At 74.0% G+C, this 12,462-nt stretch carries 10 protein-coding genes; 7 read left to right on the top strand and 3 right to left on the bottom strand.

Annotated elements, in window-relative coordinates:
• The first annotated feature begins 209 nt into the window (after nt 1-209).
• The 3 genes from MMF93_RS08805 to MMF93_RS08795 all read left to right on the top strand — a co-directional run bounded on the left by MMF93_RS08805 (nt 210) and on the right by MMF93_RS08795 (nt 4,393).
• Nucleotides 210-1,241: a C40 family peptidase gene (locus MMF93_RS08805; RefSeq protein WP_114022809.1), complete on the top strand. Its 1,032-nt coding sequence runs from the start codon at nt 210-212 to the stop codon at nt 1,239-1,241.
• Between the two features lie 295 nt (nt 1,242-1,536).
• Entirely contained in the window at nt 1,537-2,595 is a 1,059-nt protein-coding gene (locus tag MMF93_RS08800; RefSeq protein WP_242750641.1) for a C40 family peptidase, read from the top strand.
• A gap of 514 nt (nt 2,596-3,109) precedes the next feature.
• Nucleotides 3,110-4,393, top strand: a complete 1,284-nt coding sequence (locus tag MMF93_RS08795; protein WP_242750640.1) for a nuclear transport factor 2 family protein — start codon at nt 3,110-3,112, stop codon at nt 4,391-4,393.
• Here the strand turns inward: MMF93_RS08795 and MMF93_RS08790 are convergent.
• A complete protein-coding gene (locus MMF93_RS08790) occupies nt 4,332-5,759 on the bottom strand; it encodes a glycosyltransferase 87 family protein (protein WP_242750639.1) in 1,428 nt (475 codons plus the stop codon). The two genes, MMF93_RS08795 and MMF93_RS08790, sit on opposite strands and share 62 nt — an antisense overlap.
• A 140-nt stretch (nt 5,760-5,899) precedes the next feature.
• On the opposite strand from MMF93_RS08790, the gene MMF93_RS08785 reads away from it, so the two are divergent.
• Nucleotides 5,900-7,042: a glycosyltransferase family 4 protein gene (locus MMF93_RS08785; protein ID WP_242750638.1), complete on the top strand. Its 1,143-nt coding sequence runs from the start codon at nt 5,900-5,902 to the stop codon at nt 7,040-7,042.
• On the opposite strand, the gene MMF93_RS08780 is transcribed toward MMF93_RS08785, so the two are convergent.
• Entirely contained in the window at nt 7,025-7,939 is a 915-nt protein-coding gene (locus tag MMF93_RS08780; protein ID WP_242750637.1) for a sigma-70 family RNA polymerase sigma factor, read from the bottom strand. The genes MMF93_RS08785 and MMF93_RS08780 overlap by 18 nt on opposite strands.
• A 78-nt stretch (nt 7,940-8,017) precedes the next feature.
• On the opposite strand from MMF93_RS08780, the gene MMF93_RS08775 reads away from it, so the two are divergent.
• Nucleotides 8,018-8,800, top strand: a complete 783-nt coding sequence (locus MMF93_RS08775) for an FMN-dependent NADH-azoreductase (protein WP_242750636.1) — start codon at nt 8,018-8,020, stop codon at nt 8,798-8,800.
• Here the strand turns inward: MMF93_RS08775 and MMF93_RS08770 are convergent.
• Nucleotides 8,788-10,599, bottom strand: a complete 1,812-nt coding sequence (locus MMF93_RS08770; RefSeq protein ID WP_242750635.1) for an AMP-dependent synthetase/ligase — start codon at nt 10,597-10,599, stop codon at nt 8,788-8,790. The genes MMF93_RS08775 and MMF93_RS08770 overlap by 13 nt on opposite strands.
• Before the next feature lie 377 nt (nt 10,600-10,976).
• Between MMF93_RS08770 and MMF93_RS08765 the strand changes: the two genes are divergently transcribed.
• The gene (locus MMF93_RS08765; RefSeq protein ID WP_242750634.1) at nt 10,977-11,738 is read left to right on the top strand and encodes a metallophosphoesterase family protein; all 762 of its coding nucleotides are present in this window, start codon (nt 10,977-10,979) and stop codon (nt 11,736-11,738) included.
• Nucleotides 11,739-11,960: 222 nt separating this feature from the next.
• Nucleotides 11,961-12,446, top strand: a complete 486-nt coding sequence (locus tag MMF93_RS08760) for an SRPBCC family protein (RefSeq protein WP_242757389.1) — start codon at nt 11,961-11,963, stop codon at nt 12,444-12,446.
• The last annotated feature ends 16 nt before the right edge of the window (nt 12,447-12,462 follow it).

Raw genomic sequence — 12,462 nt, 5'->3', positions numbered from 1 at the left:
TTCTGGAGGGATTTGATCCGATCACTACGCGTGGCTAATCTCTGGCCTCGAACCTCCGCTCGGGTGATCACCTATCCGGGGTGACGGCGGAGGACCGCCTCGTTCCGTCGAGTTGAGACCGCCGCCCCTCTCAGGTGGCGCGGTCCGGCGACGCGGAGCCGGAACTGACCGACCGGCAGGCGGCTGAGAGGAAGAAGGAGCTCGCCCCAGTGGCGTCCCACCGTCGTCCCAAGCAGCCGAACCGCGCTCGCGTCAGTGTCCTCACCATGACCGCCGCCGCGGCCGTCGCCCTCACCTCCCAGGCGGCACACGCCGACCCGCAGACCTCCAAGAAGAGCGTCAAGGAGAAGGTCGACAAGCTCTACGAGGACGCCGAGGCCGCCACCGAGAAGTACAACGGCGCCAAGGAGAAGCAGTCCAAGCTCTCCACGGAGGTCGAGAACCTCCAGGACAGCGTCGCGCGCGGCCAGGGCCAGCTCAACAAGATGCGCAACCAGCTCGGTTCCGTCGCCACCGCGCAGTACCGCACGGGCGGTATCGACCCGTCGCTGCAGCTCTTCCTCTCGTCCGACCCGGACAACTACCTGGACAAGGCCTCGGCCATGGACCAGTTGAGCACCAAGCAGACCACCGCGCTGAAGAAGATCCAGGGCAAGCAGCGGAGCCTCGCGCAGCAGCGCAAGGAGGCCTCCGGGAAGCTGAAGGACCTCTCCAGCACGCGCACGGCGCTCGGCAAGAAGAAGAAGGAGATCCAGGGCAAGCTCTCCGAGGCCCAGACGCTCCTCAACTCGCTGACCGCCAAGGAGAAGGCGAAGCTCGCCGCGAAGCAGAAGCGCGCGGACCGCGCCTCCAGCGACCGTGCCGACCTCGGCGACGTGAAGCCCGGTTCGGGCCGCGCCGCCGCCGCGCTGGCCGCCGCCAAGACGAAGATAGGCAGCCCCTACGTGTGGGGCGCCACCGGGCCGAGCTCGTTCGACTGCTCGGGGCTGACGTCCTGGGCGTACCAGCAGGCGGGCGTCTCGCTGCCGCGGACCTCCCAGGCGCAGGCGAGCGCCGGCACCCGGATCGCCAGCCAGAGCGCCCTCAAGCCGGGCGACTTGGTCCTCTTCTACGGCGACCTGCACCACATCGGTCTCTACGCCGGCAACGGGCAGGTGCTGCACGCGCCGAAGCCGGGCGCCTCGGTGCGCTTCGAGGCGATGGGCAACATGCCCTTCCAGTACGGCGTCCGGGTGGGCTGAGGTCTCCGGCTCGCTCGCGGGTGACGGGCCCGGCCCGTACGCGGGTGGCGCGAGCGGCGGGACGGCACCGGCCGCCCCACGATCAACAGCCAGTGTGATGACCGCTAAACGTCCTTCGTACGGGTGAAAGCCTCCGGTTGCGGATGACCCGGGGGCCACCCCGGTGACCTGCGTGATCGCCGAACGCCGCACCGCGCGCCAGGACTTACCGGCCGTGAGCGGTCCTTTGCCGTCCGTGAGGGCACGGCTACATTCTGCGGGCGCACGTCGCCTAGCGGAAGGAACGCGTCCTCCAGTGGCATCCCACCGGTCCCCTCGACGTACCTCGCCGCCCGCGCAGGGCTGGACCGCGCGGGTCACCGTGCTGTCGGCCGCTGCCGCGGGTGCGGCGGCCGCGCTCACGCCCGCGCCCGCGGGCGCTGACCCCGGCGCCGACAAACCGTCCGCCAAGAGCGTCAACGCCCGTATCGACGGCCTCTACGAGCAGGCGGAGGTCGCCACCGAGAAGTACAACGGGGTGGCGGAGCGCGCCGGCAAGCTGCGCGAACAGGTCTCCGAGGCGCAGGACGCCATCGCGCGCGGCCAGTCGAAGGTCAACCGGCTGCGCGACACGCTCGGCGGCCTCGCGGGCGCCCAGTACCGCTCGGGAGGCATCGACCCGGCGCTGACGCTGATGCTCACCTCCGACCCCGAGGGCTATCTCGACAAGGCCGCCACCCTCGACCGGATCGGCAGCCGCCAGATGCTCAAGCTGCGCCAGTTGCAGACGGCCCAGCGGAATCTCGGACAGCAGCGCACCGAGGCCGCGGGGAAGGTCGAGCAGCTCGACGGGTTGCAGGACGCGCTCAGCCGGCAGAAGAAGAGCGTCCGCAAGAAGCTCTCGGCCGCCAAGCGGCTCCTGGGCCGGCTCACCGCGCAGGAGCGCGCCGAGCGCGAGCGCGCCTCCAGGGGCGGGCGCGGCGACGACGGCGGCCCGAAGGTGGGTTCCGGCGGGGCCAAGGCCTCCTCGGGCCGTGCCGCCGCCGCGGCCGCCGCCGCGAGGTCCGCCGTCGGCCGCCCGTACGTGTGGGGTGCGGCCGGGCCGAGCTCGTTCGACTGCTCGGGGCTGACGCAGTGGGCGTACGCGCAGGCGGGAACCTCGATCCCGCGCACGTCGCAGGCGCAGCGTTCGGCGGGCCGCCAGGTTCCGCTGGGCGAGGCCCGCCCCGGCGACCTGATCGTCTACCGGGACGACGCCAGCCATGTGGCGATGTACATGGGCAACGGACAGGTCGTGCACGCCCCGCACCCCGGGGCCCCGGTGCGCTACGACCCGGTGGGCATGATGCCGATCTCCTCCGTCACCAGACCCTGACCGCCCCACGGACCGCACCGGCCCAGCAGCCGACCGGCCCACCGGCACCCGCTGCGCCGGCCTGGCGGCACCTGCTGCGCCGGCCTGGCGGCACCTGCTGCGTCGGCCTGGCGGCCGACTGGCTCACCGGCCCATCGGCACCCGCTCTGCTGGCCGACCGGCTGACCGACCCGTCGGCACCCGCTACGCCAACCGACCGGCCCACCGGCCCGTCGGCCGACCGGTCTGTCGGTACCCGCTGTCGGCCCACCGTCCGCTTCGCCCCACCGCCCCGCCGGTCCAGCGGCCGACCGGCTCACCGACCGCTCGACCACCGGCGGCTCACCGGTCCAGCGACCGACTGGCCCACCGCTCCACCGGTCCATCGGCCGACTGGCTCGCCGGCCCGTCGCCTACCCGCTCCGCCGACCGGCCCATCGCCCCACCGGCCCGCTGACCCACCGGCGGCCCCCTCGACCGCCGGGGCCCCGCGGCCCACCGGCCGCGGGGCCCTGGCGCCCGTACCCTCGGTGGGGTGAACAGGCGACACGGTGCCCCCGGCGGGCGCGCAGCCCGCCGGGGGCTCGTGCCGGTACTGGTGTGCGTGCTCGGCGCCTGCGCCCCGGCCGTCGGCGACGCGGGAGGCGACGGTGGCGATGCCCGCCCCTTCCAGGCCGTCCTGGACGGGCAGGCCGCCGCCGTGCGCGAGGGCGACAGGGCCGGCTATCTGGCCGCGCTCGACCCGCACGCCGACCGCTACCGCGCCGAGCAGCGGCGGGTCTACGCCAACCTGCGCAGGCTCCCGCTGGGGGAGTGGGGCTACCGGGTGGCGGACGTCAGGCGCGACGGCGACGAGGCCACCGTCCGGGCCCGGCTGCGCTACCGCCTGGCCGGGTACGACCGGGTCGCCACCACCGACACCGAGCGGCTGCGCTTCGTGCGGCGGGACGGCGGCTGGCGCCTGGCCCGGGAGGCGTCCGGCAGCACCACCCAGCTGTGGGAGCAGGGCACGGTGACCGTCGTGCGCGGCGAGCACTCTCTCGTGCTGGGCGTGGGACGTAAGCGGTCGGCGCTGCGCGCCCTCGCGGACGCCGCCGACCGCGCGGTGCCCGCGGTCGCGGGGACGTGGCCGCGCGGCTGGACCCGCAGGACGGTGCTCCAGGCGCCGTCCTCCACCGAGGCGATGGGCCGCCTGCTGAGGTCGCCCGCCTCCTCCTATGAGGGGATCGCGGCCGTCACCACGGGTGAGGCGCAGGACGGGACCGGGGAGGGGGACGCGCCCGCCGACCGCATCGTCGTCAACCCGCGGGCGTTCGCCGAGCTCAGTGAGCAGGGCAGGCAGGTGGTCCTGACGCACGAGACCACCCATGTGGCGACCCGGCGGCAGACCACCGGCGCGACGCCGATGTGGCTCTCCGAGGGCATCGCCGACTGGGCGGGCTACCGCAGCGCGAAGCTCACGCCGCGCCGGGCGGCGCCCGAACTCGCCCGTGCGGTGGACGATCTGGACGCGGGCCGTGGCGGGTCCTCGCCGCTGCGGGCGCTGCCCACCGAGGAGGACTTCCGCTTCGACAACGACCCCACCCGCCTGGCCCGCGCCTACGAGGGCGGCTGGCTGGCCTGCCGGATGGTCGCCGAGGAGTGGGGCGCGGACGCGCTCGTCGCGCTCTACGACCGGGCGGGCCGCGAGGACGGCGGCGAGAGCGCGGGACGGGACGCGGCGCTGCGCTCGGTGCTGGGGGTGAGCCGGGAGCAGTTCACCGACCGGTGGCGGGCGTATGTGACGGCGCAGCTGGGCCGGGGCCCGTCCCGGGGCTGAGCGGCGGCACCCCGTCGGGGCCGCGCATCCCCGGCAGGGCGCCGCCCCTGGCACCGTCCGTGCCGTCCCGGTCCGCGCCGCCGTCGTCCTGGCCCTCCCCGTCGTCCCGGCCGCCGTGCCGGTCCTTCCGCGGTCCGGTCACCGTCGTACGCCACAGCCGCGCGCAGGCGAGTACGGCGGCGGCCACCAGCAGCGCGTTGCGGACCGCCAGCACCAGCAGGCCGGGGCCCTCGCTGGTGACCACGTCGGTGAACCAGACGGGGAACTCCAGCTGGGTCAGCCCCGTCGCCGCCAGCACCAGCCAGGCGGGCAGCGCCTGGCGGCCGGTGCGCAGGGTGAGGCAGACGGCGGCCAGTCCGACCAGCCAGATCAGGTACTGCGGAGAGAGCACCCTGCTGGTGACGACGAAGACCAGCACGGCGGCCAGCGACGCCTGTGCCAGGGTGTCCGGCGCCCAGGTGCGCGCCCGCAGCCGCCACAGCAGCAGCCAGCCGAAGCACGCCCCGGTCACGACCATGGCCGCGTCGGTCACCAGCCACACCCCGGATCCGACGAACTCCATCGAGCCGTACCGCAGCAGTACCTGGCCGTCCCAGTCGGAGAAGTACCGGGCCGCGTGCAGCGCCAGGGAGCCGACCGACTCCACCTCGGTGCCACGGCCGCGCTGTCCGGCCAGGAAGTCCAGGGAGCCGGGCATGGTGGCCGCGAACCCGGCGGCCAGCACCACTGCGGTCGCCAGCGCGGTGAGCCAGACGGTGCGGGTGGTGCGGCCGCGCCGGGTGCCGAGCAGCAGCAGCACCGGCCACACCTTCACCATCGCGCCGAGACCGGCCAGCATCCCGCACATCCGGGGGTGGCGGGCGGCGGCCAGCAGCGCGGCCACGGCGAGGGCGGTCACCATCAGGTCGTAGCGGGCGTACGCGGTCGGGCCCAGCAGCGGCACTCCGGCCACCCACGCCCACACGCCGGCCCGGTGGCGGGGTGAGGCGGGGTCGGCGCGGGCGTCGCGCGGGTTGCGGTGCCGGACGGTGTACAGGAGCAGTGCGAGGACCGCGGCGTCGGCGGCGCAGGCCAGTACGAAGAAGGCGGAGGCGTAGTCCAGCAGGCCGGCCAGCAGCCCGGGGGAGAGGATGACGAGCGCTGCGGCCGGCGGGTACTGCCAGGTCACGTCCTGGGAGGGGAACGCGCCGGTGCTCAGCTGCTCGAACCAGCCGTGATAGATCACCGAGACGTCTGAGGTGATGTCCATGCCGCCGGGCACCGTGAAGACCTTGCACACGAAGGCCAGCAGCACCGCCCGGGTGGCCACCCAGACCACCGAGGGCGCCACCACGCCACGCCGCTGTGTCCCCGGCGTCCCCGGCATCCCCGGCACCCGCTGCGCCCTCGGTGGTTTCGGTGTTCCCGGCGTCGTCGTCCCGCCGCGCATCCTGCCCATTCCCTCGCTGTGCCCGCCCGCGCCCGCGCCAACGGCCCGCGCGCCCGCGCGCGGTACTGTCGGCGGCGATGCACAAGACCCTCATCGTCACCAACGACTTCCCGCCCCGTCCCGGCGGCATCCAGGCCTTCCTGCACAGCATGGCGCTGCGCCTGGACCCGTCCCAGGTCGTGGTCTACGCCTCGACGTGGAAGCGGGGCCGGGAAGGTGCGGAGGCCACCGCGGCGTTCGACGCGGAGCAGCCGTTCACGGTCGTGCGCGACCGCACGACGATGCTGCTGCCCACTCCGCGCGTCACCAAGCGTGCCGTCTCGCTGCTGCAAGAGCACGGATGCCGCTCCGTGTGGTTCGGTGCCGCCGCGCCCCTCGGCCTGATGGCGCCCGCGCTGCGCAGGGCGGGGGCTGAACGCATCGTGGCGACCACGCACGGGCACGAGGCCGGCTGGGCCCAGCTCCCCGCGGCCCGCACCCTGCTGCGGCGGATCGGCGAGGGCACCGACACCCTCACCTACCTGGGCGAGTACACCCGCAGCCGGATCGCGTCCGCCCTCACGCGCCAGGCGGCCGCCCGGATGGTGCAGCTGCCGCCGGGCGTCGATGAGAAGACCTTCCATCCCGACTCCGGGGGCGGCGCGGTCCGCGCCCGGCTGGGGCTGACCGACCGGCCCGTCGTCGTGTGCGTCTCGCGGCTGGTGCCGCGCAAGGGCCAGGACACGCTGATCGACGCCATGCCGCGGGTGCTGGCCGCCGTGCCGGGGGCCGTGCTGCTCATCGTCGGCGGTGGCCCCCACCGCGCCGACCTGGAGAAGCGCGCCGCCTCCCACGGCCTGACCGACGCGGTGCGCTTCACCGGGCCCGTCGCGTGGGAGGAGCTGCCCGCGCACTACGGGGCGGGTGACGTCTTCGCCATGCCCTGCCGCACCCGGCGCGGCGGACTCGACGTCGAGGGCCTCGGCATCGTCTACCTGGAGGCCTCCGCCACCGGCCTGCCCGTCGTCGCGGGGGACTCGGGCGGGGCGCCCGACGCGGTGCTCGACGGCGAGACGGGCTGGGTGGTGCGCGGCGGCGCGCCCGAGGAGACCGCCGACCGCCTCGTCGCACTGCTGCGCGACCCCGAGCTGCGGGCCCGCATGGGTGCCCGCGGCCGCCGGTGGGTGGAGGAGCGCTGGCGCTGGGACCTGCTGGCGGACAAGCTACGCGCCCTGCTGTGAGCCCGCGCCCGCGACGGGCACCACGGGTCCTGGCACGGCCAGCTCCAGGCCCGCCAGCCGCGCCGGGTCCGCGAGCACGTCGTACGCCGCGATCCGGCCGTCGTCCGCGAAGTCGAAGGTGAGGACGAGCAGCAGCGTGCCGCCGGGGGCCACGACGGCCCCCACGGCCCCGTCCACCAGCGCCGCCTGCGCGTACCGCGCCCGCCGGCCCAGCAGCACCGTTCCCCGCGCGACGGCGTCCGCGCCCCGCACCAGCGCCGCGGCCCCCGGCGGCAGCGCGGCCTCGTCGGCACGCCGCACCACGTCAGGGGCGAGTACCGCCAGCAGCCCGCCGAGGTCGCCGCCGCGTGCGGCGGACAAGAACGCCTCCACCACCGCCCGCTGCTCGCCCAGGTGTGCGGCGGGCACGGCGGGCGTGCCCCGCACCCGCTGCCGGGCACGGCTGGCGAGCTTCTTCGTGGCGACGGGGGAGCGCTCGACCAGCGGCGCGATCTGCGCGAAGGGCACGGCGAACAGGTCGTGCAGCACGAACGCGACCCGCTCCTCGGGCCCGAGCGCGTCCAGCACCACGAGCAGCGCACTGCCGACGGAGTCGGCCAGCAGCACCTCCTCGTCGGACCCGGCCGCCTCGGCGCTGTCCGGCGCGCTGAAACCCACGGGGTCCTCGGGGCGTGCGCGGCGGGCCCGCAGCATGTCGAGACAGACGCGGGAGACGACCGTCCGCAGCCAGGCGGTCAGGTTCTGCACGGCGCCCACGTCGGCGCCGCTCAGCCTCAGCCACGTCTCCTGCACGGCGTCCTCGGCCTCGCCGGGCGAGCCCAGCATCCGGTAGGCGACGGCGCGCAGCAGGCCGCGGCGCTCCTCGAAGCGTGCGGCCAGCTCGGTCAGCTCGTCCATCGGTCACCTTTCTCCCACGCGGTCCGTCACCTGTCTCGACGTAGCGCACCAGGACAACGTGACGAGGAGAGAGGTCCCATGACGAGTGAGCGCGCGGCGCGCGGATCTCTGCTGCATCTGGACGCGAGCGCGGCCGCGGCCGACGTCTCCGTCAGCAGAGGGCTCACCGCACTGTTCGCCGCGGGATGGCGCGAGCGGCATCCGGACGCGCACTACCGCTACCGCGACCTGGCGGCCGACCCCGTGCCGCACCTGACGGCCGCGTACGCCCGGCTCGGGTACCGGGCGGAGCGCGGCGGCACCGTCCCCGTGGAGCGGGTCGCGTCGCTGGCCCGGGACGCCGACGAGCAGGCCGAGTGGCGCCTGACGCTGCCCCTCCTGCGCGAGGTGCTGGCGGCGGACACCCTGCTGCTCGGCGTGCCCATGTACAACCTGACGGCGCCCGCGACGCTGAAGGCGTGGATCGACCGGGTCAACTTCCCTGGGGCCTTCACCGATCCGCGCACGGGCGGCAGCGCGCTGCGGCACACCCGGGTCGTGCTGGTCACCGCGCACGGCGGCGGCTACGGTCCCGGGGCACCGAAGGAGGGGCTGGACTTCCTCACGCCGTATCTGCGGGGCTACTTCACCGACCGCGGCGTGGCCGCGGAGCACCTGCACGTCGTCACGGCCGAGATGACCAGGGCGTGGGACATTCCCGGCCTCGCCCCGCTGCGGCCCGCGGCCGCCGAGTCGATGGCCGCCGCGCGGGCGGCGGTCACCGCGCTGGTGAACCTGTTGGACGCGGACGCGGCGGATGCCGCGGACGGGGCGGGGGCCTCGCACGGGGCGGGCGGCCGGTCGGCGCCCTATCCGGCGTAGATGGCCTCTATCTCGTCGGCGAAGTCCTTGGCCACCACGCCCCGCTTGAGCTTGAGGGAGGGGGTGACGTGGCCGGACTCCTCGGTGAACTGCTCGCGCAGCACGCGGAACTTGCGGACCGACTCGGCCTTGGAGACGGCGCTGTTGCCCTCGTCGATGGCGGTCTGCAGCGCGGCGAGGAGATCGGCGTCGACGAGCAGCTCCTCGTGGCTGAGCTGCTGCTTGCCGTGCTCGGCGGCCCAGCGGGGCAAGAACTCCTCGTCCACGGTCAGCAGCGCGCCGACGAAGGGGCGCCCGTCGCCGACGACCATGCACTCGGCGACGAGCGCGTGGCCGCGGATGCGGTCCTCGATGACGGCGGGGGCGACGTTCTTGCCGCCCGCCGTCACCAGGATCTCCTTCTTGCGCCCGGTGATCGCCAGATAGCCGTCGGGGTCGAGGGTGCCGAGGTCGCCGGTGTGGAACCAGCCTTCGGCCAGCGACTCCTCACTGGCCTGCGGATTGTTCCAATATCCTGTGAACAGGTGCTCGCCGTGCAGCAGGACCTCGCCGTCGTCGGCGATCCGGATGACCGAGCCGGGCAGCGGCTGGCCCACGGTGCCGATCTTGGGCCGGTCGTAGGGGTTGAAGGCCGTCGCGGCGCAGGACTCGGTCAGCCCGTAGCCCTCCAGCACGGTGAAGCCGACGCCGCGGAAGAAGTGGCCGAGCCGCTCGCCCAGCGGGGCGCCGCCGGAGATGGCGTGGGTGGCCCGGCCGCCGAGGACGGCGCGCAGCTTGCTGTAGACCAGCTTGTCGAAGACCCGGTGCTGGAATTTGAGCTTGAGGGAGGGCCCCTCCGGGTCGTCCAGGGCGCGGCTGTAGGCGCCGGCGACCTCGGCGGCCTTGTCGAAGATCTTGCCCTTGCCGCCGGCGACCGCCTGGGCGCGGGCGGAGTTGAAGACCTTCTCGAAGACGCGGGGCACCCCCAGCACCATCGTGGGCCGGAAGGCGCCGAGTTCGTCGGTGAGGGTCTTCAGGTCGGACACGTGGCCGAGTTTGATGGGCGCCATCACGGCGGCGACCTGGACCAGACGGCCGAAGACGTGGGCGACGGGCAGGAACAGCAGCACCGAGCCCTCGCCCGGCTGGAACATCGGGCGCAGCCGTTCGACGACGTTGCCGCACTCGGCGAAGAAGCTGCGGTGGGTGAGCACACAGCCCTTGGGGCGGCCCGTGGTGCCGGAGGTGTAGACGAGGGTGGCCGGCGAGTCGGCGTCGGCGACGGAGCTGCGCTCCTCCACCGTCTCGTCGGTGATCTGGGCGCCGAGGGCGGCGAGCCTCTCGACGGCGGCCTCGTCCCCCGAGGCGGCGGGCTCGATCTGCCACACCTCGCGCAGCGCGGGCAGCCGGTCGCGGACGGACTCGACGGCGGCCGTGTGCGCGTCGGTCTCCACGAGGCAGGCGACGGCGCCGGAGTCGCCGAGGATCCAGGAGATCTGCTCGGGGGAGCTGGTCTCGTACACGGGGACGGTGACGCCGCCCGCGCTCCAGATGGCGAAGTCCAGCAGGGTCCACTCGTAGCGGGTGCGCGACATCAGACCGACGCGGTCGCCCGGCTCGATGCCCGCGGCGATCAGTCCCTTGGCGGCCTCGTGGACCTCGGCGAGGAAGCCGGCGGCGCTCAGGTCCTCCCAGCGGCCGTCGCGCTTGCGTCCGATGACGGGCAGGTCGGGGTGGCGAGCCGCGTTCCGGCGGATGAGGTCCGTCAGGTTTCCCTCTGCGGGGACTTCGTAGAGGGCCGGAAGGCTGTACTCGCGCAAGACTGCTGCTCCTCGTCGGCGCGCCAAGAGGGGAGGGCCGCGGGGTCGGCCTCCATTGGCTCGGCTCCCGGTCCGCGGGACGGTCCTGCGATCCCGGAAGAATGACGGCCCGGACGTTACCCATCGGTACGGGCATGGGGGTAGAGGGTGACGCGTAGATGTCTTGTGCGTCACAGGTGGAGTTGGCCGATATGCAGCCTAGTCGAGGCGTTCGGGGACAGGGAAGCCGCGAGGGAAGAGAGCGGTAAGAGCGGGCGTACGGTGCTTTTCGGCCAGCTCCGGGCCGGACCCCGGCCGGATCCCGGTCCGCGGGGGTGCGCGCCGACGCTCCGGTCGCCCCCTCCCCGCCCCACCGGCGGCGCTCTAGGGTGGGGCGCATGCGAGTCCACGTAGTCAGCGACGTACACGGCAACAGCGAGGACCTCGCGAAGGCGGGCGAGGGCGCGGACGCGCTGGTCTGCCTGGGAGACCTGATCCTCTTCCTCGACTACGCCGACCACTCGCGGGGCATCTTCCCCGACCTGTTCGGCGTCGAGAGCGCGGACCGCATCGTCGCCCTGCGCACCGCCCGCCGCTTCGACGAGGCCCGCGCCTACTCCCGCCGGCTGTGGGACGGACTGGACCGCGAGGCGGCCACGGAGGCGGCCGTACGCAAGCAGTACGCCGAACTGTTCGCGGCCTTCCCCACCCCCACGTACGCGACCTACGGCAACGTCGACATGCCGCCCCTGTGGCCGGAGTACGCGCGGGCGGGCGTCAACGTCCTCGACGGGGAGACCGCCGTCATCGGCGGGTGGCGCTTCGGCTTCGTCGGCGGTGGGCTGCGCACGCCCATGAACACGCCCTACGAGATCGACGACGAGACCTACGCGGCGAAGATCGCCGCGCTGGGCGAGGTGGACGTGCTGTGCACCCACATCCCGCCCGAGGTGCCCGACCTGTGCTACGACACCGTCGCGCGCCGTTTCGAGCGCGGCAGCGCGCAGCTGCTGGAGGCCCTGCACACGCTGCGGCCGCGCTACCACCTGTTCGGACACGTCCACCAGCCGCTGGTCCAGCGCATGCGCGTCGGCGCGACCGAGTGCGTCAACGTGGGCCACTTCAACGCGACCGGCACCCCGTGGGTGCTGGAGTGGTGAGCGGCCGGCACGCGTGGGCGCCCAAGCGGTGGCAGTCGTGACGGGTGTGGCAGGCGTGGCGGAGGCGGCGGTGAGGAGGACCACGCCCCGCCCGGCGTCGGGGCCGCCGGACGCGCGGTAGCCTTCCCCCGCAGAGACTCCCCGCGCCACGACGGGCATTCGCGCGGTCTTTCCGCGCCACGGCGGGCATTTCGGACACGGGTACATCGGAGGGCCATGGCGATGGCGGAACACACCAGCTCGAGCATCACCGTCGACGCGGCACCCGAGGCCGTGATGGACGTGATCTCCGACTTCCCCCGCTATCCGGAGTGGACCGGCGAGGTGAAGGAGGCCGAGGTCCTCGGCCGGGACGAGCGGGGCCGCGCCGAACAGGTCCGCCTGCTGCTGGACGCCGGAGCCATCAAGGACGAGCACACCCTCGCCTACGAGTGGATCGGCGAGCACGAGGTGCGCTGGTCCCTGGTGAAGTCCCAGATGCTCCGCTCCCTCGACGGCGTCTACCGCCTCGCCCCGCTGGCCGGCGGCGCGCGGACCGAGGTGACCTACCAGCTCACCGTCGACGTCAAGATCCCCATGCTCGGGATGATCAAGCGCAAGGCCGAGAAGGTCATCATCGACCGCGCCCTCGACGGCCTCAAGAAGCGCGTCGAGTCGGGCGGCGCCCAGGGGTCCGCCACGTCCGGCACGGACAAGGACGGCAACTGACCGGCGGGCGCCCGCA

Origin of the sequence: Streptomyces tubbatahanensis, assembly GCF_022699385.1 — a bacterium.
GTDB lineage: Bacteria > Actinomycetota > Actinomycetes > Streptomycetales > Streptomycetaceae > Streptomyces > Streptomyces diacarni.
The sequence above is the reverse complement of the archived record's forward strand: the minus strand, read 5'-3'. Positions and strand labels throughout refer to the sequence as shown.